The organism is Synechococcus sp. MU1625 (genome assembly GCF_020514205.1).
Classification (GTDB): domain Bacteria; phylum Cyanobacteriota; class Cyanobacteriia; order PCC-6307; family Cyanobiaceae; genus Parasynechococcus.
Map to the genome: position 1 here is coordinate 1 of NZ_VTLA01000003.1, position 19911 is coordinate 19911.

Sequence of the window (19911 nt, forward strand, 5' to 3'; positions counted from 1 at the left end):
TCCCACCAGCCCCCCCACCGCCAAGCTGTTCTGGGACCCCACAGCATTGAGAACCTCCTCTGCGGTGAGCTGGTTGGCGGCGAGTTTGTCGGGATCGACGAACAGCCAGAAGGCGGGGTTGGCTCCACCAATCACGCTCACCGTGGCCACGCCTTCAACGCGCGAGAGGGGGTAATAGAGCTGTTCGTAGACCAGGCCATTGAGGTAGGCCGCGTCGTACTGGCCCTCCGATGAACTGATCTCGTAGGCCAGCAGAATCGAGGGGTTGCTCTGCTTCACCGAGACCCCGGTGGCCGAGACCTGCTCCGGCAGTTGCGGCGACGCCAGGGAGACCCGGTTCTGCACGTTCACCTGGTCGATATCGATATCGGTCGTCTGATCGAAGTAGACGTTGATCGAGCTGGAGCCCGTCATGTCGCTGGTGGAGGCGATGTAAGCCACCCCGGGCACCCCATTGATCTGTTGCTCGATCGGGTTGGTCACCGCTTGCTCGGTGACCTCGGCGTTGGCACCGGCATATGTCGCGCTCACCTGGATCAGCGGATCGGCGATGTTGGGCAGGTTGGCGATCGGCAGCGTGGGGATCGCAATCAGCCCCACCAGCACGATCAGGATGCTGCAGACCGTGGTGAGAACAGGCTTCTTGATGAAGTTGTCGGAGAAAGACATCGCTTCAGTTGGCTCCGCTCTTCACCTGCACCGGCATGCCACTGCGCAGGCGGCTGGTGTTGCTGATGGCTACCTGATCACCAGCGTTCAGGCCGGCCTTCACGGGGTAGGCGTTGTCCTGCAAATCGCCGAGCTGCACCTTGGTCTGCACCACGATCGGAGTGTCGGCCGGCAGCCGTTCCAGCTTTTTCACCACTTGCTCCGAGGCATTGGCTGAGGCTTTGATCTTGGGCAGTGCCTTGTTCAGGGGAACAACCTTGTAGACGAAGGGTTGCTGGGCCTGCATCATCACGGCCTGCACCGGCACCGCCAGGCTGGATTGGTTTCCAGTGATGATTTCGGAGGCCACGAACTGGCCGGTTTTGAGCTGTCCGGTGAGGTTGGGGAACTCCGCTTTCACCATCAGGGTGTTCGGGGCGTTGTTGCTGCCGCTGATGCCGTAGTAAGGCGATACGAAGGTGACCTTGCCTTCACCACTCACCGCTGGTGTGGTCTGGGAGACCAGCTTCACCGTTTGGCCCACCTTCACTGCTGAAGCCTCGGAGGCGGGAATTTCCATCAGCGTCCACAGGGTGGAGTTGTCGACGATGCCGGTGATCGTGTCCCCGGTTTTGACGTAATCGCCGAGCTTCACCGAATCCAGATCGCCGATCACACCGTCGATTGGCGCGCGGACGAACTTGTAGCCCAGTTCCGCAGCATCCGAGCGGGCTTCGTCCTCAGCCTTCACCGCTTCGTTGGCATAGCGATCCCGCTCCTTCGCTGAGACGGCACCTTGCTTGTAGAGATACTCGTAGCGTTCAGCATTGAGGATGTCCTTGCGGGCTTCGCTGCGGGCCGCATCCAGAGCGGCACTCTGTTGAACGTTGTCGAGCACCAGGATCACCTGGCCCGCTTTGACGGGTTGGCCAGCGGTGGCGAGGATCTGCACCACGGTGCCATCAATTTGAGGCTTGACCGCCACATTGCTCGTGGATTCCAGCGGGCTGATCGCTTCGATCGCGGGGAAGAACGTCGCGTTCTCGATCCGGCTGGTCTGGATCGAGAGAAACTGCTTGGTTGGCTTTGTCCCGCATCCGCTGAGGCCCAGCACCACACCGCTGACGACGAGCAGCGCTGCTTTCGTGGCTGATCGCATGGCCATGGTGGGCAGTGGACAGCTGGGATCTGCTGAACGTAGGAATGTCGGCGATGGATGTCGGCGTTTTGACGCGAATCGCGAACTCATGGGCGCGCTGATTGAGGCCGATGCTGCGGACCTGTCGACAGCCTTGCTGACTTGGTGGGACCGTCATGGCCGCGACGGTATCCCATGGAAGCTGTTGCCAGGTGGTGGCCGACCTGCTCCAGAGCAGGACCTCGACCCCTACGGCATCTGGATCGCCGAGGTGATGCTGCAGCAGACCCAGTTGGCCGTGGCGCTCCCCTATTGGGAGCGTTGGATGCTGGCGTTTCCCACGGTTGAAGCCCTTGCCACGGCGTCTCTGGAACATGTGCGGTTGCAGTGGCAGGGGCTTGGGTACTACTCGCGGGCCCGCCGATTGCATGAGGCGGCCCAAATGTTGGTGGATCGGCCTTGGCCCCGCACGTTGGAGGGCTGGATGGCGTTGCCGGGGGTCGGTCGCACCACCGCCGGCAGCATTCTTTCGAGTGCTTTCAATGCCTCGCTGCCGATCCTGGATGGCAACGTCAAACGGGTGCTGGGCCGGTTGACGGCCCATCTGCGGCCGCCCGCCCGGGATCAGGCCCTGTTCTGGAGCTGGAGCGAGGCCCTGCTTGATCCGTTGCGCCCCCGGGATGTCAATCAGGCGTTGATGGATCTGGGTGCCACGGTCTGCACGCCGCGGACGCCGTCCTGTGGGGCTTGTCCCTGGCAACCGCACTGTGCTGCCTACGCTTCCGGCGATCCCTGCCGCTGGCCCGTGACCGACGCCCCCAAGCCTCTTCCCTTTCAGGTGATCGGTGTGGGGGTTGTGCTCAACGCGGCAGGAGAGGTGTTGATCGACCAGCGGTTGGAGGAAGGCCTGCTGGGGGGGATGTGGGAGTTCCCCGGCGGCAAACAAGAGGTGGGGGAAACGATTGAAACCTGCATCGCCCGCGAGCTGAAGGAGGAACTCGGCATTGCGGTGACGGTCGGCGAGGAGTTGATCACGGTGGATCACGCCTACAGCCATAAGAAGCTGCGCTTCGTGGTGCATCTCTGCGATTGGCAGACGGGGGAGCCTCAGCCCCTGGCTAGCCAACAGGTGCGTTGGGTGCGGCCAAATGACCTCGGCAGTTACGCCTTTCCGGCCGCCAATGCCCGGATTATTGAGGCGCTGCTTGGCAGGTTGGGCAGTTCTGCACATTCTTAGGGAAGGTCCTTATCCGGTCGGATGGCGCTTGATCCCGTTGTCGTCTGTCTTGGTGAGGCTCTGATCGATCGGCTCGGTCCGCCCGGCGGTAATCCGGCGGTGGACTTGCCGGTGGACGATCGTCTGGGCGGTGCGCCAGCGAACGTGGCCTGTGGCTTGGCCCGCTTGGGCACACCAGTGGCCTTTGCCGGTCGATTGGGGCAGGACGCCATTGGTGAGGCGTTTGTCAGCTTGTTTGCCGAGCGTGGTGTGGAGACCACGCTGCTGCAGCGGGATGCGGAGCGTCCCAGCCGCATCGTGCTGGTCCGCCGTTCCTCGGATGGTGAACGGCAGTTTCAGGGCTTTGCAGGTGACGACGGCGCTGGTTTCGCCGATCAGGCTCTGGAGCCGTTGTCGCTGCCCCCAGCCCGATGGTTGCTGATTGGCTCCCTTCCATTGGCAGCACCAACGTCGGCTTCGGCTTTGTTGTCAGCCGTGCGCCAGGCTCGTAGGCAAGGAACGGCGATTGCCCTCGATGTGAATTGGCGCCCCACGTTTTGGGATGCCACCTCTGATCCTGCGGCCGGACCGTCTGCAGCGGCACAGGCGACGATGCAACCCCTGCTGGACCAGGCGGCTCTGATCAAGTTGGCGCGGGAGGAAGCGCTCTGGTTGTTCAACAGCGCCGATCCCGGTGCGATCCGGCAGGCCTTGCCCCAGCGGCCGGATGTGGTGGTCACCGATGGAGCGGCACCCGTGCGTTGGTGCCTTTCGGCGCAGACCGGTGAGCAGGAAGCCTTCAAGCCCCCCACCGTCGTGGATACCACTGGTGCCGGCGATGCCTTCACAGCCGGACTGTTGCACCGCTGGGCTGCTCCGCCCCATGAGCGCATTCGCTTTGCAGCCGCCTGTGGCGCGTTGGTTTGTGGTGGTGCTGGAGGTATTGATCCGCAGCCCACGCAAGCTCAGGTGGAGGTTTTTCTGGGGAGGGTGAGCTGAGCCAGTCGCCCATCCTCCCGATGGCTGAGCTCCAAGCACCAGGCTTCTGGGAGGTCGAGCCCCAGCCGTTCCGGCCATTCCACCGCCATCAGCGCTCCGGCCGCGCGGGCTTCCTCTTCCTCTTGCAGAAACAGTTCATCGGCGGAGGCCGGGTGCTCCAGGCGATAGAGATCGAGGTGCACCAGTTGCGGGGTTCCCTGGGGGTAATGCTGCGCCAAGGCAAAGGTGGGGCTGGTAATCGGTTCGGTGATCGCCAGGCCCTCGGCCAGACCCTGCACGAGTGATGTTTTGCCCGCCCCCAGAGGGCCGCTCAGCAGCAGGATCGCGCCGCTTGGAAGCTCGCGAGCAAGGGTTCGGCCCAGGGCCCGGGTCGTCTCAAGGGTCTCAAGGACCCAGACATGCCCTGTAGAGTCCGATTCAAGCGAGCCCGAAGCCTCGGCGTCTCTGCAGAGATTCAACTCCACGTTTGCTTTAGGGAGCATTAGAACCATGGTGGCAGCGCCCACGTCCCCGGCTGAGCTGAAGCTCGGCGTTGATTGCGTCATCGCCGACATCAATCAAGCCGATTTTGGCCGCAAGGAACTCGACATCGCCGAGACCGAGATGCCTGGTCTGATGGCGTTGCGGCAGAAGTACGGCAGCGAGAAGCCTCTCAAGGGTGCCCGCATCGCCGGCTCCCTGCACATGACGATTCAGACCGCCGTTCTGATCGAAACCCTGGTGGAGCTCGGGGCTGAGGTGCGCTGGGCCTCCTGCAACATTTTCTCCACGCAGGATCACGCTGCTGCGGCCATCGCTGCTAGCGGAATTCCTGTCTTCGCCGTTAAAGGCGAGACCCTTGAGGAGTACTGGGACTACACCCACCGCATCCTCGATTGGGGTGACGGCCGTTCTCCCAACATGATCTTGGACGACGGCGGCGATGCCACCGGTCTGGTGATGTTGGGCAGCAAGGCAGAGCAGGACATCACTGTTCTGGACAATCCCGGCAACGAAGAGGAGACCTTCCTGTTCGCTTCCATCAAAAAGAAGCTGGCGCAGGATTCCAGCTTCTATTCCCGCACCAAGGCCCAAATCCAGGGTGTGACCGAGGAGACCACCACGGGTGTGGCGCGTCTTTACAAGATGCAGAAAAGCGGTGAACTTCCTTTCCCCGCCATCAACGTCAACGACTCGGTCACCAAGAGCAAGTTCGACAACCTCTACGGCTGCCGCGAGTCGCTGGTGGACAGCATCAAGCGTGCCACCGACGTGATGGTGGCGGGCAAGCAGGCCCTGGTGGTTGGCTACGGAGATGTGGGCAAGGGTTCGGCCCAGTCCCTGCGTGGCCTTGGTGCCACCGTCTGCATTGCGGAAGTGGATCCGATCTGCGCCCTGCAGGCCGCTATGGAGGGCTACCGCGTTGTCCGTCTGGAAGACGTTGTCGATGAGATGGATATCTTCGTCACCGCCACCGGCAACTACCAGGTGATCCGCAACGAGCACCTGGTGAAGATGAAGGACGAGGCCATCGTCTGCAACATCGGTCACTTCGACAATGAGATCGATGTCGCTTCCCTCAAGGCGTACGAGTGGGAGAACATCAAGCCGCAGGTCGACCACATCACCTTGCCCAGTGGTAACAAGATCATTCTCTTGGCTGAAGGCCGCTTGGTGAACCTGGGTTGCGCCACTGGTCACCCCAGCTTCGTGATGAGCAACTCGTTCACCAACCAGGTGCTGGCTCAGATCGAACTGTTCACCAAGGGCAACGAGTACGGCAAAGAGGTGTATGTGCTGCCCAAGCACCTCGATGAGATGGTGGCCCGTCTTCACCTCGGCCGCATCGGCGCCAAGCTCACCGAGCTCAGCAAGGATCAGGCTGATTACATCAATGTGCCTGTGGAAGGCCCTTACAAGCCCGACCACTACCGCTATTGATTTTCTTGTTTAAGTAAAAAGCAGGCTGGGCTGGTATTAGCCTGCTTTTGCAAATGGTTTCATTGATCGGGTACTGTTTGATGTGTGGCTAATTGTATTTTCTTTTTATCAGTATGTTGGATAATTTACTACTGTTCAGCCTTTTTATAGGTGTTTGTGGACAGTATAGTCCCCCAATTCGAGAGAGTTGAGTTCAAGATGTTTGATGATTTAAGTATCTAATGAACTGAATTTATTAGATTTTTTGCATTCCTTTTCATAGCATTTTCTTCATATTCTAATCTGTCTTGGGCTCCTGCTTCTGCTTGATATCGATTGGATTCAAGAATTGAGTTGGCTTCGCTTGAGCTAACTATTTGGTAATTGAAATAATCGATGATTTCTTCATTTTCCTGGAGTTTTTGATTGATAATGGATAGCCCGGATTTGCCTAGAAAAGCTAAAGATTTTGGTGTCATATTCATGACGGTGGGTATTTTGGTTGTCTTTTTGCCTGTTATGCGGCCAGGACGTTCTTGCAGTTCTAATATGCTTCCTATCTTCTTTTTCAGATATTCATCTGGTTCTTTGCAGAAATCTTCGTAATTGAGTTGGGAGGCTTTTGGTAAAATGAAATGATTTTGCCTTTGAATTGTTGCTCTTTTGATCCACCTATTGGTTGCATTGCTTACTGCATTATGAAATTCTTTTTTGCCATATCGATTCACGCATGAGCCTATATATAAGTATGGATTGGATATCCAGAAAATAATTGTGCAATTATTGAATTCCCTTATAATTTGCTCTAAATGGCATAGATTTGGTGGACTCGCCTCAAAAAAGCTGGTGCATTGGCTTTTCAATGCACGTTTCTCCCAAATCTCTTTTGCGAGTTCATAGTTGATGGGCACATCTGGATTCCATTTTTTTGCTTTGTTGACTGTTCTCCAGATCTTTTTAAATTTCAATCCTTCATGATTGCCTTTTGGTGGTAGATAGCATTTTTCTAATTTTGAAGTTATGAATTGGCTCGCTATTGTCGTTCCAGAATTGTTCGGGCTTATCAAAAAAATATATTTCACAGCTGTTCCTGTTTAAAATTTATAAAGTCTATCTCATAGCTTGCACGGCTCTGAATTGTCAAGTTTTTGTATGCTTGATGTGGGTCGCTAGTCCAAGCGATATAGCTCGGTTGAACAATTTGTGCATGCTTCATGGAAGACTTATGCCATCAAGCGCAGTATTCATGGGGCTTTCTGATTTGATTACACAACTGCCGGAGTTGATCGGCCAGGCGGTGGAGGCGAATCAGTGGCTGGGTTACATCGCGATTTTCGCGGCGATGTTTCTCGAGAATCTGTTCCCGCCGATTCCGTCCGAACTGATCATGCCCCTCGGGGGCTTTTATGTGCAGCAGGGTCAGCTGGATCTGGTGCCGGTGGTGCTGGCCGGTTTGTTGGGCACGGTTCTCGGTGCCCTGCCCTGGTATGGGATCGGACGCTTGATCAACGAGGAACGCATCGAAGCCTGGTTGCAGCGCCACGGACGCTGGATTGGTATTAGCGCTGATGAGCTCGCCCGCAGCCGCCGCTGGTTCAGCCGTTACGGCACAGCCCTGGTGTTCTGGGGACGTCTTGTGCCGGGGATTCGCACACTGATCTCGGTGCCAGCGGGAATTGAAATGATGCCGATGGCGCCGTTCCTGCTCTGGACCACGGCCGGCAGTTTGATCTGGACGGCCCTGCTCACCGTGGCCGGGATTGTGTTGGGAGAGGGCTACAGCAACGTCGAGCTGTGGATTGACCCGGTGTCCAAGGCGGTGAAGGTGCTGCTGGTGGTGGCTGTTTTGGCGGGCTCGATCTGGTTGGGACTGCGCATCTGGCGCCGGCGTCAGTCGCCTGACTGAGCACCGGCGCTGGGCCCTTCCTCAGAAGGCTCAGAAGGGAATGTCCTCATCGGAGGCCTGGCCAGCAAAGCTGCCGCTTGCTTCCTGGTTGTCGCGTTTGGAGCCCAGCAGTTCCAGCCGATCCACGCGAACCACCGGCTTGCTGCGCTCTTCCCCGCTGGCACGGTCGGTCCAGCGATCCAGCTTGAAGCTGCCGATGATGCCGAGTAGGGATCCCTTCTTCACGTAATCCGCGGCGACCTGGGCCTGCTTGCCCCAGATCTCAAGGTTGAACCAGTCGGGTTCGTCGTCGCGGCTGCGACGGTTCACCGCCATGGTGAGGTTGGCCACCATGCTTCCGGATTCGAAGTAGCGCACTTCGGGATCGCGGCCGGCACGGCCGACGAGAGTGACGGAATTGACGCCCATAGACAAATAATCTCCTGAATTTGGATTCATGATGCGGCACCGGTTGGGTGACTGCTTTTAAGGAGTTCCACCAAGGCCGCCGGGTGTAACAGGCAACTGTGAAGAACGCCCCTATGATCCGGCGGTCTTGACTGCGGTGTCTGTGTTCTTTCGTCGTTTCCAGCTGTCGCGTGACATCGGCATCGACCTCGGCACGGCCAACACTCTTATCTATGTCTCTGGTCGCGGCATTGTGCTGCAGGAGCCTTCCGTGGTGGCTCTAGACCTGGAGCGTGGCGCCACCCTGGCGGTGGGCGATGAAGCCAAATTGATGCTTGGGCGTACCCCCGGAAACATCCGGGCAGTCCGTCCGCTGCGCGACGGGGTGATTGCGGATTTCGATGCCGCTGAGCAGATGCTCAAAACCTTCATCACCAAAGGCAACGAGGGGCGCGGCATCTTGGCCCCCCGTCTGGTGGTGGGCATTCCCAGTGGAGTGACAGGCGTTGAGCGTCGTGCCGTGCGGGAAGCCGGGATGGCTGGTGCCCGCGAGGTGCACTTGATTGACGAGCCAGTGGCGGCGGCGATTGGCGCGGGCCTTCCGGTCACCGAGCCTGTCGGCACGATGATCGTCGACATCGGGGGCGGCACCACCGAGGTGGCGGTGTTGAGCCTTGGCGGAACAGTGTTGAGTGAATCTGTGCGCGTCGCGGGCGACGAGATCAGCGACGCGATCGGCGTCTATCTGAAAAAGGTGCACAACATGGTGGTGGGTGAACGCACGGCCGAGGACATCAAGATCCGCATCGGCTCTGCTTTCCCCGACGATGAATTCGATCAGCAGTCCATGGATGTGAGGGGCCTGCACTTGCTCTCTGGGCTTCCCCGCACGATCAACCTCAAGGCTGGTGATCTGCGTGAAGCGATTGCAGAACCTCTCAACGTGATCGTTGAAGCGGTGAAGCGCACGCTGGAGCGCACCCCTCCCGAGCTCGCGGCCGACATCGTGGACCGCGGCATCATGCTTGCCGGAGGCGGCGCGTTAGTGCGGGGCATCAGCGATCTGATCAGCCACGAGACCGGCATCTTTGTCCACATCGCCGAAGACCCGCTGCTCTGTGTGGTGAACGGTTGCGGCCAGGTGCTGGAGGACTGGAAGCGCCTTCAGCGGGTGGTCGATACCCCGGAATTCGTCCGCTCCGCCGCAGGCGCCTGAAGCTATGGCCCCAACGCTCCGTCCCGGCAAGAGCCGCTGGCGTGGATTGGGGCAACTCACCCCCTGGTTTCTCCTGGTGGTGGCCTTGTTGCTGGTGCGTCTGAGCAAGGGCGCTGGTTTCAGCGACGCCTATGCCTTGGTTAGCCGTCCCTTTTGGCCTGGGTCTGCCCAGCGGGAATGGGTCACGGCTGCTGTGGATCTGGAGGACCGCTCCCGCCTGCAGCTTTTAGAAGACGACAACCGTCGCTTGCGGGGTCTGCTGGAGCTTCAGCAACAGGGAGCGGCAGAGGGAGAGGTGCCTGCCGCCGTCATCTCCCGTTCGCCGCGGGGATGGTGGCAGCAACTGGAGCTGGGCAAAGGTTCGCTCCAGGGCCTGGGCCAGGGCGACGCTGTTCTGGGGCCTGGCGGCTTGGTGGGACGCATCGCCAGCGTCACCCCCGCTACGGCGCGGGTGAAGTTGCTCACCGCGCCAGGCCACGAGATCGGTGTCTGGCTGCCCCGCAGCCGTCGCCATGGGCTGCTGGTGGGTCGCGGCAGCAGCCGCCTGTCGCTGCGCTTCATCGACAAGGACCCGGATGTGCGGCCTGGGGATCTGGTGGCTACCTCGCCAGCCAGCACCCTGTTGCCCCCCAATGTGCCTGTGGGGGTGATTCAGTCGGTGGATGAGCAGGCTGTTCCCGCACCCACAGCGGTTGTTCAGTTGATCGCAGCACCGGAGGCGATCGACTGGGTGCAGGTGCAGACCCGTTGAGATGAGCTGTTGAGATGAGTCGTCTGCACCGCCAACCGATCTGTGTGGCTTCGGCTCTGCTGGTGCCGTTGCTGGCCTTGGCATCGCCGGCCTGGTTGGCCATCGATGGTGTTGGTCCCGCCTGGGCTGTGCTTTGGCTGTTGCCTTGGGCTCTCGTGGACGGTCCTGTATCGGGGGCGTTGGCTGGTGTGGCTCTGGGGCTGGTGCTGGATGGTCTCAACCTCGGCGGTTTGAGTCAGGTGCCGGCTCTGCTGCTGTTGGGCTGGTGGTGGGGACGTCTGGGGCGGCGTGCGGCACCGATTCAACGCAGCCTGAATCTGGGGTTGTTGGCCTGGCTCGGTTCGGTGGGTCTCGGTCTGTCGTTGATCCTGCAGCTCTGGCTGCGTCAGGGCGGAGTCTTGGATCCCCTCACCCAGAGCTGGGGTTTGCAGACCTTGTGGTGTCAGGCCTTGGTAACGGGTTTACTGGCGCCAGTGTTGGTGTCGTTGCAGTTGCTGCTCTGGCGCAGGAGGGTTCCCTCATGAGGCTGACGCGTCGGGATTTACTGCTGGGGGCGGCGGCCCTAGGGCTCTCGGCCTGTGGGCGACGCAAGCCGCAGGCAAGGGACTTGGAGTTGTGGACCCTGCAGTTGGCACCGAAGTTCAATCCCTACTTTGCGGATGTTCTCGGGGCATGGACCCGTCTTCATCCCGACGCTCCTGTGCGTTGGACCGATCTGCCGTGGGGGTCGGTGGAACGCAAGTTGCTGGCGGCGGTGTTTGCACGAACGGCCCCGGATGTGGTGAACCTCAATCCGCCGTTCGCGGCCAATCTGGCCAGCAAGGGGGGGCTGGCGGACTTGACCCCCCTTCTGCCGGCTGACGCTGCTGGCCGTTATCTGCCGGCGGTATGGGAGGCCTGCAGCGATCCCGATGCCGGGCAGATCGCGGTGCCTTGGTACCTGACCGTTCGGTTGAGTCTGGTGAACCGTGCGTTGTTGGATCAAGCCGGGATCGCTGCACCGCCGACCCGCTGGGATCAGGTGCCGGCTTTTGCGCGTCGCATCCGGCAGCGCACGGGCCGTTACGGCCTGTTCCTCACCACCGTTCCGGATGACTCGGCGGAGCTCCTGGAAACCCTTGTGCAGATGGGGGTGACTCTGCTCGATTCCAAACGCCGGGCCGCCTTTGACAGCCCAGCGGGTCGCCGGGCCTTCCGCTTCTGGAGTGATCTTTATAAGGAGGGGCTGTTGCCGCGGGAGGTGGTGAGTCAAGGCCAGCGTCGGGCGATCGAGTTGTTCCAGAGCGGCGATCTGGCGCTTGCGGCCACGGGGGCGGAGTTTTTGCGCAGCATCCAGACCAACGCCCCACGGGTGGCGGCGGTGACGGAACCCCATCCCCCGGTGACCGGTGTTGATGGCACCGCCAATGTGGCCTTGATGACGTTGGCTGTCCCGCGTCAGAGCCAGCGTGCTCAGGACGCCGTGGACTTGGCGTTGTTTCTGACCAATGCAGATCAACAGGCGCGCTTTGCGGCCGAGGCCCGGGTGTTGCCGTCGTCGCTTGATGCTTTGGCCCTGGTGCGTGCGGAGTTGGAGCAGGAGGTGCCGGCTTCAGCTTTGGAACGTCAGATTCGACAGGCCCGACTGTTATCTGCAAGCACCCTGGATCGAGCCCGTGTGTTAGTGCCGGCGTTGCCGGGCATCAAGCGCCTGCAGAAGATCATCTACACCCAGATGCAGCGGGCGATGTTGGCCCAGGTCAGCCCTGATCAGGCGCTAACAGATGCCGCGTCGGAATGGAACAGTTACGCCCGTTCACGCTGGCCAGAGGCTGGCCCCAATTCTTAAGAGAATCAGTAAACCACCTGTGCGACAGGGCGTTTGCGTCGATCTCCATCTCCTGACAGGTATGGTTGCGGCTCGTTAAGGGTTTGATTCGGATGACGGGCAACCTGCCCTCACAACCGAAAGCGACCATTCTCGTCGTCGATGACGAGGCAGCTGTTCGGCGCGTTTTGGTCATGCGCCTTCAGTTGTCTGGGTACCGCGTCATCTGCGCCGAGGACGGTGAGCAGGCTCTGGAAATGTTCCACAACGAGTCTCCTGACTTGGTGGTGCTCGATGTGATGCTGCCCAAGCTGGATGGCTTTGCAGTGTGTCGTCGCCTTCGGGCTGAATCGTGCGTGCCGATCATCTTCCTTTCGGCTGTTGAGGCGATCTCAGAGAGGGTCGCTGGTCTTGATTTAGGCGCCGATGATTATTTGCCCAAACCCTTCAGTCCTAAGGAATTAGAAGCGCGTATTTCTACAATTTTGCGCCGTGTGGGCCGGGGCAACGCTGTCGTTGAAAGCCGCGAATTACCCACAGGGCAAGGTGTACTTCGTCTCGGCGATCTGGTCGTCGACACCAATCGACGTCAAGTCACCCGTGGTTCGGAGCGCATCAACCTCACATACACAGAGTTCAGCCTGCTTGAGTTGTTGTTCCGTGATCCAGGCCATGTGGTTCCTCGGGCGGAGATCCTCGAACAACTTTGGGGCTATCCCCCACGTCGCGCTGCTGACCTTCGGGTGGTTGATGTTTACGTCGCTCGCCTGCGAGGAAAACTGGAGCCTGACCCCCGTAATCCGGAGCTAATTCTCACGGTCCGTGGCATCGGTTACGCCTCCCAGCGGATGGGCGAGGCCTCCGCAGCGGTTTGACCAACCCGCGGCCGGGCAGGATGGCGCCCGACTGATCTGCTGCTGTGTCTGAGCTGCGCGATACCCGTCTGGAAAAGGCGAGGGCATTAAAGGAGCTGGGGCAAGGGCCCTATGCCCTGACCTTCAACCCCAGCCACCGCATGGCTGAGCTGCAGGAGACCCATGCCGATCTGCCTAAGGGCGAAGAACGGGACGTCAGTGTTTCCGTGGCAGGACGGGTGCTGACGCGCCGGGTGATGGGAAAACTGGCCTTTTTCACCCTTGCCGATGAGACGGGATCCATCCAGTTGTTTTTGGAGAAGGCGGGTCTTGAGGCACAGCAGGAGGGTTGGTTCAAACAAATCACCTCTCTGGTGGACAGTGGTGACTGGCTGGGGGTGACTGGCACCCTCCGTCGGACCGACCGCGGAGAACTGTCGGTGAAAGTGAGCGACTGGAGCATGCTCACGAAGGCGCTGCAACCGCTGCCGGATAAGTGGCATGGTCTGGCCGATGTGGAGAAGCGCTACCGCCAGCGCTACCTCGACCTGGTCGTCTCCCCTGACAGCCGTGAGACCTTCCGGCGCAGGGCCCGTCTGGTGAGTGGCATCCGTCGTTGGCTCGATCAGCGGGATTTTCTTGAGATCGAGACCCCCGTCTTGCAGAGCGAGCCCGGTGGTGCCGACGCACGGCCGTTCGAGACCCATCACAACGCCCTCGACCTCCCCCTCACCCTGAGGATTGCGACGGAGTTGCACCTGAAGCGCTTGGTGGTGGGCGGCTTTGAGCGGGTGTACGAGCTGGGTCGGATCTTCCGCAATGAGGGGGTCAGCACCCGCCACAACCCCGAGTTCACCTCGGTGGAGGTCTATCAGGCCTACAGCGATTACATCGGGATGATGGAGCTCACCGAGCAGATGGTCAGCGCGGTGTGTCAGGAGGTCTGCGGGACAACCACCATCACGTATCAGGGCACCGAGATCGATCTCGCGCCTCCGTGGCGCAGAGCCACGATGCACGACCTCGTGCAGGAGGCGACGGGGCTTGATTTCACGAGTTTCAGAAGTCGGGAGGCTGCGGCCGCGGCGATGACTGCTCAGGGCTTGCATGCGCCTGAACTGGCCGATTCGGTGGGCCGTCTGCTCAACGAGGCCTTCGAGCAAGCGGTGGAGACGACCCTGATTCAGCCGACCTTCGTGACCGATTACCCAGTGGAGATTTCGCCCCTGGCCCGGCCCCATCGCAGCAAGCCCGGACTGGTGGAACGCTTCGAGTTGTTCATCGTCGGGCGCGAGCACGCCAATGCCTTTAGTGAACTCACGGATCCTGTGGATCAACGTCAGCGACTGGAGGCCCAGCAGGAGCGCAAGGCGGCTGGCGACCTTGAAGCCCAGGGCCTGGACGAGGATTTCGTTACGGCCCTGGAGGTGGGCATGCCCCCCACGGGAGGTTTGGGCATCGGTATTGACCGACTGGTGATGCTCCTTACAGACAGTCCATCGATCCGCGATGTGATCGCGTTCCCACTTTTGAAACCGGAGGTTCGCAAGCAGGACACACCCTCAGTGGAATAATGAAGGGAGTGGCATAGTCCAATCCTCATGAGTGGAGAACGCGTCGGGTTTCGCTTCAAGCACGCTGATGCAGTGGTCAAGCGGAATCCCCAGGGCCGTTCCCGCAGGGGATGGGTGATGGAGCCGGTCGAGCAGACCACCAGCCGCGGCACCAAGATGCCCGCCTATCGCATCCGCTGGCGCGACAGTGAACGCCCGGAGATCGTGCTTCAGCACATGTTGATCGCCGATCCCGACCCCACACCTCCGCCCGAGGGTGTCAGCCTTGAGCCTCCCGCCCCCAAGGCCTGAGTTAAGTCAGTCCAGCGTCGCGGCGCAGCTGTTCCAACTCCTGCTCCGCTTCAAACAACGCCCAGTCCTTCTCCAATCTTGAGGGGCTGGGCGTTTGCCGTTGCTGGACAAGCTCATCCAGCTGCCGTTCAACCTCATTGAAGCGGCGTCCCAGGTCTTCCAGGTCGGCCCAGAGGGCTCGTCCCTGGTTCATCAGGCTGCTGAGGTGCTGTTCGGCCCGCTTGGCTAGATCGTCTGCTCCAGCTGCCTTGGCGCGGTCAACCCGGCTGCGCCAACCCCGCACGTCGTCGGCAAGCCGGAGCAGCTGCTGGCGTTGCTGCTTCGCTTCGCTTTGCAGTTGCTGACGTTGCCGTTGCAGGGCTCCGGCTCGATCCCTCAGATGCTGTTCGCTGAACAGGTTGTCTTGGACGGGGTTGTTGCGAAGAAAAGCGGAGAGTCTTGCGTCCAGCTCCCGCTCCAACTGCTCCAGCCAGCTGTTCATGCTTCGCCGGGGGTGGTGATCACCGGTTTTTCGATCTCTTTTTCCAGGGGCTCGATTGCGGCTGTTTTGGAGTTGAGAATCATCATGGTGAGTTGAGCCGCTTTGACCTCGCCGACTTCACCTTCCATTTCCCCCAGGCGATCAAAGGCCGCCAAGTACACCGCCTCCAGCTCCTTGATCAGCCGCTCGCGCTGCTGCTTGATCGCCTGACGCCGTTCGTCTGTTTTCATGCCGCCGTGAGCTCTTGAGCTCAGTCTGCCGGCAAAAGCAGATGCAGAGCGATCTGCTGGTGTAGATCCTCCCAGCGGCGCTCAATCCGCCAGCCAGCTCGTGCCACAAGGGCTGCTGCGGCCATCGGCGAATACTTGACGCTGTGTTCTGTGATCCAGGCCTCGCCGTTGCGGAAGAACCAGGCGTTGCCGGCCAGGTGCACGGTCTGATCCCGCCTACTGATCAGGGCCATTTCGATCCGCTGCTGCTGCGGTTGCCAGCTGGCCTGGTAGCGGAACTGCGCGGGATCGGCATCGCCCTGGAGGTCGCGATTGAGTCGCTGCAGCAGATTGCGGGCGAAGCTGGCGGACACGCCGGCTGCATCGTCGTAGGCCGCTTCCATCAGTGCTGGCTCTCGCGGTTGATCCAACCCCAGCAGCAGCGGGCCTCCAGCCAGCAGCTGCCGGGCATTGCGGAGGAAGTGCACGGCGTCCTCCGGGGTGAAGTTGCCTAGGGAGCTGCCAGGGAAGAAGCCGATGCGCCGTTGTTTCTCTAGGGCGGGGTGCGGCGGCAGCTGTTGAAGGCGGGTGTGATCACAGCAGATGCCCACCATGGCGGTCTTCGGGTGCCGGGCGGCGAGACCGGAAAGGGCCTCCTCCAGGGCGCTGAGGCTGATGTCCAAGGCGGCGAAGACGCTGCTGCCGAGGGCCGTGAGCAGCGGATCCACTTTGCGAGCGTTGCCGATGCCGAACTCCACCACCAGCCCGGGTCCCGTTGCGGCGGCGATAGCGGGTGCATGGTCCTCCAACAGGGTGATTTCCCGTTGGGTGAGGGTGTATTCCGGCTGCCGGCAGATCTCGGCGAACAGCCGTGATCCCTCGGCGTCGTAGAGCATCCAGGCTGGTAACTGGCGGGGGCTGCGCCGCAGACCCTCGTCGACCAGGCGCGCCAGATCCGCCGGGGGTGGGTGAAGGTTGAGCAGGGTGATGTTCATCGGGCTAAACGGATGCCCGCGGCCATCCAGCGGCTCGCCGGCTGGAAGAAATTGCGGTAAGTGTCGCGCTCGTGGCCTGGAGGGGTGAGCCAGCTGCTGCCCCGCAACACCATTTGTGAACTCATGAATTTGCCGTTGTATTCGCCGATGGCCCCCTCTACCGGGAGGAAGCCGGGATATGGGCTGTAGGCACTGGAGGTCCACTGCCACAGCACCCGGTGGGCCTGCTCCATGGCGCTGCCGTGTACGCCATAAGCGTGCTCCCATTCCGCTTCTGTGGGGAGACGAGTACCGCTCCAGCGGGCATAGGCATCCGCTTCGAACCAGCTCAGATGCCGCACGGGTGCCTGGGGTTCACGGCGGCGGCGGCCCGCCAGGGTGAACTCGTCGTTGTCTCCGCCCCAGTAGCGCGGAGCCTGCCACTGGTGCTGTTGGATCAAGGCCCATCCTTCACTCATCCACAGTTCGGCGCGCTGATAGCCCCCGTCAGCGATGAAGGCGGCGTAAGCGCCGTTGCTCACCAGGGTGCTGCTCAGCTCAAACGGCTCCAGCCACACCCGGTGCCGCGGTGTCTCGTTGTCGAAGTGAAAGCCGTAGCCCTGGTGGCCGATCTCCACCAGGCCGCCAGGACAGGGGAGCCATTGGTCTGGCTCCATCTGCAGGGTCAGCTCGGCGTCTGGGTTGTAGGTGGGTTCCAGAGGCTGGCGGTGGAAGCCATCCAATAGGTCCATCAGCAGCAGTTCCTGGTGCTGTTGTTCGTGGTGCAGCCCAAGCTCCACCAGGGCTATTAAGTCTTCGGGTGGCTTCTGCAGCAGCTCTTCCAGCCCGGCATCCACCCGTTGGCGCCAGGCCAGCACCGCGCCGATGGCCGGGCGGCTGAGCAAGCCTCGTTGTGGTCGGGGATGGCGGTCTCCAACGGCCTCGTAATAGGAGTTGAATTGATAGCTCCAGAGCGCGTCGCAGGCCTTGTGCCCAGGTGCGTGGGGCTGAAGCACAAAGGTGTCGAAGAACCAGGTGGTGTGGCCCAGATGCCATTTGGGTGGGCTGGCATCCGCCATCCCTTGGATCATCAGGTCTTCCGGTTCCAGGGGTGCGATCAGTGCTTCGCTGCGGCGCCGCACCGCCAGCAGAGTGTCCAGCAGCACGGGTCCGGCCAATCTTCTGCGGACCCTAGGGGCTGCTGCAGACCATCGGTACCATCAGCCCATTGATTTGGCTGATTTACTTGAGCGGTTCCGGCACTGTGCTGGTGGAGCGTTACCGCCTGGAGGAGCGGCTGAGCGGGCCTGATCCGGTGCAGGGATCCCTTTGGCGTGCGGTGGATGTGATGGCTGGTGATGTGCCAGTGGCTATCCGCCAACTGGAGACCACGGCAGCCCAGCAGCGACTGCAGGGAATCTGGCCCCAGTTGCAGTCGCTAACGCATCCCCAGTTGCCCCGCTGCGGCGAGCTGTTCGCGTTGGATGAGGCGATTTGGCTCGTGCGCGACTGGCAGGACGGCGTCGCTTACGACGTGCTGCGACGGCAAACGCGCTTCGGTGCCGGCGATGTGCTGTTGCTGCTGCGCCAGATCCTGCCTTTGCTGGAGATGTTCCATGGCTGCGGGCTTGTTCACGGTGATGTGAATCCCCGCCATCTGTTGCGTCGCGGCAGTGATGGCCTGCCTGTACTCCTGGATGGTGGTCGGATGCAGCGGCAGGACGCCACCTCGAAGGAGGCTGCCTGTAGGGATCTGCATGACCTGGGGGTCACCGCTCTCGAGTTGCTCAGCGGCAAGGAGTCATCAGCCCTGATGGCCACCAATGGCGAGGACGGGTCCTGGCCGGAGGGTCTTTCGCTTGAGCCGGGATTTCGCCAGGTGTTGGAGCGCCTTCTCTCTGAAGCACCGGAGCGCCGTTTCAGCGAAGCATCCGATGTCCTCAAGGCTTTGGATTCGGTTGTGTTGCCCGCATCAGTGACTGATCCCAGCCTCCCGGAGCCCACCGTGTCGCCGCGAACCAGCCGGGCCATGGCCCGCGAGCAGGGAGCGGAGGGTCGGCTCTGGCCCGTGGTTCTTGCTCTGGCCCTGTCGGCGCTGGTGGGTTCCGCTATCGGCTGGTTGCTGCTCCCACGCACTTCTCCGATAGAAAAGGGCCCCCGCACAGGCCGAGATCGGGCGATTCAGCAGCCTGCTCTCAGCCTGCCGCCGGCGGAGCTGGATCAGCGCCAGCAGCTGTTCAGCCGGTTGCGGGCCCTTCAGGTGGATCGCGATTGGTTCCTCAAGCTGGTGGATGCAAGCCTGACCAGCCGTTTCCCTGAGCGCGGCGGCCGCCTCCGTTCGGAATCGCTAGACGATGCGCCGCTGCGACAGGTCTGGACCGAGCTGGCGGAGGGATGGTTGGCCCGGATCGAGCAGCTGCCGCCGGCGATCCGGGCCCGGTTGGGGCGTCTGCGGGATGCGGACTGGGAGCAGCCGCGTCTGGCGCTGCAGCAACAGGGTGTTCACCCAAGGGTGGTGGAGCATCTGGTGAGTGCCGCGGCTCAGGATCTGCTGCCGGGGACGATGCAGGGCCGCAAACCAGCGGAACCCTTCCGTCAGCTTTGGATTGCAGCGGCGATGGAGAGTCTTGATGACGTCGAAATCGTGCGACTTAAGGCGCGTCGCCTGGAACCCACCAACACGTCTTTGCGCATTCCTGCCGGCGGCGCTCGCCTCGTGCTGGTGCAGGTTCCGGACGGTGATGCCCTGGCCCTTGGCATCAACGGCACTCCGCTGATGCAGATGGTGGTGTTCGGTGCGAATGGGCAGGTGGTGGAGGAGCGCGGCCCGCTGCGGGTGGCCAGGATTGCCGCTGAGGCGGGTTCACCCCTGCAGGTGCTGATCACCAACGAGGGGGTCTCCTCCGGTCTGTTCACCTTGTCCTGTAGAGCAGACCGTCCTCGTCCTCCCCTGCCGGCAGTGGACCTGGATCCGCTGCCCGACTCGGCCACGGGGGAATTGGTGAGGCCACTGGGGCTGGATTCGAACGATCAGTAGCGAGCTATCGCCGCCTTCACCTCTTTCTTGGATTGCTTCTCCTTTTCGGCGGCCCGCTTGTCGTGCAACTTGCGACCTTTGACCAGCCCGATGGTGAGCTTGATCCAGGATCCCTTGAGGTGAAGGTTGAGGGGAATCAGCGTGAGACCTTTCTGATCCACCAAACCGCGCAGCTTGTCGATCTCGCGGCGATGGGCCAGCAGTTTGCGGGTGCGCAGCGGGTCGTGGTTGAAGTAGTTGCTGGCATGGGTGTGGGGTGAGATGTGCACGTTGTGCAATTGCAGTTCCCCACTGCGGATCAGGCAGAAGCCATCGCGCAGGTTGGCCTTGCCGTTCCGGATTGACTTCACTTCGGTGCCCACGAGCTCGATGCCGGTTTCCAGGGTCTCGAGGATCTCGTATTGATGTCGGGCCTGACGGTTGTCGGCCAGCATCCGATTGGCAGCGGCCCGTGCTGCTGCTGCGGCTGCTTTTTTCGCTCCTCCCTTGGCCATGGCTCTGGCTGCGTCTTCCGACCCTATCCA

The 19911-nt window shown here is 61.2% G+C and carries 22 protein-coding genes; 12 read left to right on the forward strand and 10 right to left on the reverse strand.

Annotated elements, in window-relative coordinates; translation table 11 throughout:
- Both FZX13_RS07170 and FZX13_RS07175 read right to left on the reverse strand, forming a co-directional pair.
- The coding region (locus tag FZX13_RS07170) for an efflux RND transporter permease subunit (RefSeq protein ID WP_226408850.1) at window positions 1-669 on the reverse strand (669 nt) is incomplete at its 3' end.
- A 4-nt stretch (window positions 670-673) separates the two neighbouring features.
- A complete protein-coding gene (locus tag FZX13_RS07175; protein WP_226408852.1) occupies window positions 674-1813 on the reverse strand; it encodes an efflux RND transporter periplasmic adaptor subunit in 1140 nt (379 codons plus the stop codon).
- An 82-nt stretch (window positions 1814-1895) separates the two neighbouring features.
- Between FZX13_RS07175 and mutT the strand changes: the two genes are divergently transcribed.
- Entirely contained in the window at window positions 1896-3023 is a 1128-nt protein-coding gene (gene mutT / locus FZX13_RS07180; protein WP_226409115.1) for an 8-oxo-dGTP diphosphatase MutT, read from the forward strand.
- Between the two features lie 21 nt (window positions 3024-3044).
- Window positions 3045-4001, forward strand: coding sequence for a carbohydrate kinase (locus FZX13_RS07185; protein WP_226408854.1), 957 nt, complete (start codon window positions 3045-3047; stop codon window positions 3999-4001).
- Here the strand turns inward: FZX13_RS07185 and tsaE are convergent.
- A complete protein-coding gene (gene tsaE, locus FZX13_RS07190; protein ID WP_226409116.1) occupies window positions 3968-4483 on the reverse strand; it encodes a tRNA (adenosine(37)-N6)-threonylcarbamoyltransferase complex ATPase subunit type 1 TsaE in 516 nt (171 codons plus the stop codon). The two genes, FZX13_RS07185 and tsaE, sit on opposite strands and share 34 nt — an antisense overlap.
- 7 nt (window positions 4484-4490) lie before the next feature.
- Here tsaE and ahcY point away from each other — a divergent pair, with 7 nt between their 5' ends.
- A complete protein-coding gene (ahcY, locus tag FZX13_RS07195) occupies window positions 4491-5921 on the forward strand; it encodes an adenosylhomocysteinase (RefSeq protein ID WP_226408856.1) in 1431 nt (476 codons plus the stop codon).
- Between the two features lie 218 nt (window positions 5922-6139).
- Here the strand turns inward: ahcY and FZX13_RS07200 are convergent, their stop codons facing one another.
- Entirely contained in the window at window positions 6140-6982 is an 843-nt protein-coding gene (locus FZX13_RS07200; protein ID WP_226408858.1) for a hypothetical protein, read from the reverse strand.
- 164 nt (window positions 6983-7146) lie between these two features.
- On the opposite strand from FZX13_RS07200, the gene FZX13_RS07205 reads away from it, so the two are divergent.
- Window positions 7147-7806, forward strand: coding sequence for a DedA family protein (locus FZX13_RS07205; protein WP_226408860.1), 660 nt, complete (start codon window positions 7147-7149; stop codon window positions 7804-7806).
- Between the two features lie 30 nt (window positions 7807-7836).
- On the opposite strand, the gene FZX13_RS07210 is transcribed toward FZX13_RS07205, so the two are convergent.
- Window positions 7837-8214, reverse strand: a complete 378-nt coding sequence (locus FZX13_RS07210) for a single-stranded DNA-binding protein (protein ID WP_115024845.1) — start codon at window positions 8212-8214, stop codon at window positions 7837-7839.
- A 142-nt stretch (window positions 8215-8356) separates the two neighbouring features.
- Here FZX13_RS07210 and FZX13_RS07215 point away from each other — a divergent pair, with 142 nt between their 5' ends.
- The 7 genes from FZX13_RS07215 to FZX13_RS07245 all read left to right on the forward strand — a co-directional run bounded on the left by FZX13_RS07215 (window position 8357) and on the right by FZX13_RS07245 (window position 14686).
- Window positions 8357-9409 (forward strand): rod shape-determining protein, encoded by a 1053-nt coding sequence (locus FZX13_RS07215; protein ID WP_115024844.1) that lies wholly within the window; start codon window positions 8357-8359, stop codon window positions 9407-9409.
- A gap of 4 nt (window positions 9410-9413) precedes the next feature.
- Window positions 9414-10160 carry a rod shape-determining protein MreC gene (gene mreC / locus FZX13_RS07220; RefSeq protein ID WP_226408862.1) on the forward strand — a complete coding sequence of 249 codons (747 nt, stop codon included), beginning with the start codon at window positions 9414-9416 and terminating at the stop codon, window positions 10158-10160.
- Between the two features lie 14 nt (window positions 10161-10174).
- Complete coding sequence (locus tag FZX13_RS07225) at window positions 10175-10684, forward strand: rod shape-determining protein MreD (protein WP_115024842.1); 510 nt, start codon at window positions 10175-10177, stop codon at window positions 10682-10684.
- Window positions 10681-11988, forward strand: a complete 1308-nt coding sequence (locus tag FZX13_RS07230) for a sugar ABC transporter substrate-binding protein (protein ID WP_226408864.1) — start codon at window positions 10681-10683, stop codon at window positions 11986-11988. The genes FZX13_RS07225 and FZX13_RS07230 overlap by 4 nt, the downstream gene beginning before the upstream one ends.
- Before the next feature lie 92 nt (window positions 11989-12080).
- Window positions 12081-12842, forward strand: a complete 762-nt coding sequence (gene rpaB, locus FZX13_RS07235) for a response regulator transcription factor RpaB (RefSeq protein ID WP_166015797.1) — start codon at window positions 12081-12083, stop codon at window positions 12840-12842.
- A gap of 44 nt (window positions 12843-12886) precedes the next feature.
- A complete protein-coding gene (gene lysS, locus FZX13_RS07240; protein WP_226408866.1) occupies window positions 12887-14395 on the forward strand; it encodes a lysine--tRNA ligase in 1509 nt (502 codons plus the stop codon).
- A gap of 27 nt (window positions 14396-14422) precedes the next feature.
- On the forward strand, window positions 14423-14686 hold the full coding sequence (locus FZX13_RS07245) for a hypothetical protein (RefSeq protein ID WP_006851112.1): 264 nt from the start codon (window positions 14423-14425) through the stop codon (window positions 14684-14686).
- 1 nt (window position 14687) lies between these two features.
- Here the strand turns inward: FZX13_RS07245 and FZX13_RS07250 are convergent, their stop codons facing one another.
- From FZX13_RS07250 to egtB, 4 genes are read right to left on the reverse strand one after another with little or no spacing between them, the layout of a single operon-like run.
- Window positions 14688-15167: a hercynine metabolism protein gene (locus FZX13_RS07250; RefSeq protein ID WP_226408868.1), complete on the reverse strand. Its 480-nt coding sequence runs from the start codon at window positions 15165-15167 to the stop codon at window positions 14688-14690.
- Window positions 15164-15397: a hercynine metabolism small protein gene (locus FZX13_RS07255; protein ID WP_226408870.1), complete on the reverse strand. Its 234-nt coding sequence runs from the start codon at window positions 15395-15397 to the stop codon at window positions 15164-15166. Before FZX13_RS07255 ends, FZX13_RS07250 begins: the two co-directional genes overlap by 4 nt.
- Window positions 15398-15417: 20 nt before the next feature.
- Complete coding sequence (gene egtD, locus FZX13_RS07260) at window positions 15418-16371, reverse strand: L-histidine N(alpha)-methyltransferase (protein ID WP_226408872.1); 954 nt, start codon at window positions 16369-16371, stop codon at window positions 15418-15420.
- A complete protein-coding gene (gene egtB, locus FZX13_RS07265) occupies window positions 16368-17516 on the reverse strand; it encodes an ergothioneine biosynthesis protein EgtB (RefSeq protein WP_226408874.1) in 1149 nt (382 codons plus the stop codon). Before egtB ends, egtD begins: the two co-directional genes overlap by 4 nt.
- Before the next feature lie 80 nt (window positions 17517-17596).
- Here egtB and FZX13_RS07270 point away from each other — a divergent pair, with 80 nt between their 5' ends.
- Entirely contained in the window at window positions 17597-19387 is a 1791-nt protein-coding gene (locus FZX13_RS07270) for a serine/threonine protein kinase (protein WP_226408876.1), read from the forward strand.
- Here the strand turns inward: FZX13_RS07270 and smpB are convergent.
- On the reverse strand, window positions 19381-19881 hold the full coding sequence (smpB, locus tag FZX13_RS07275; protein ID WP_115024835.1) for an SsrA-binding protein SmpB: 501 nt from the start codon (window positions 19879-19881) through the stop codon (window positions 19381-19383). The genes FZX13_RS07270 and smpB overlap by 7 nt on opposite strands.
- Window positions 19882-19911: the final 30 nt, after the last annotated feature.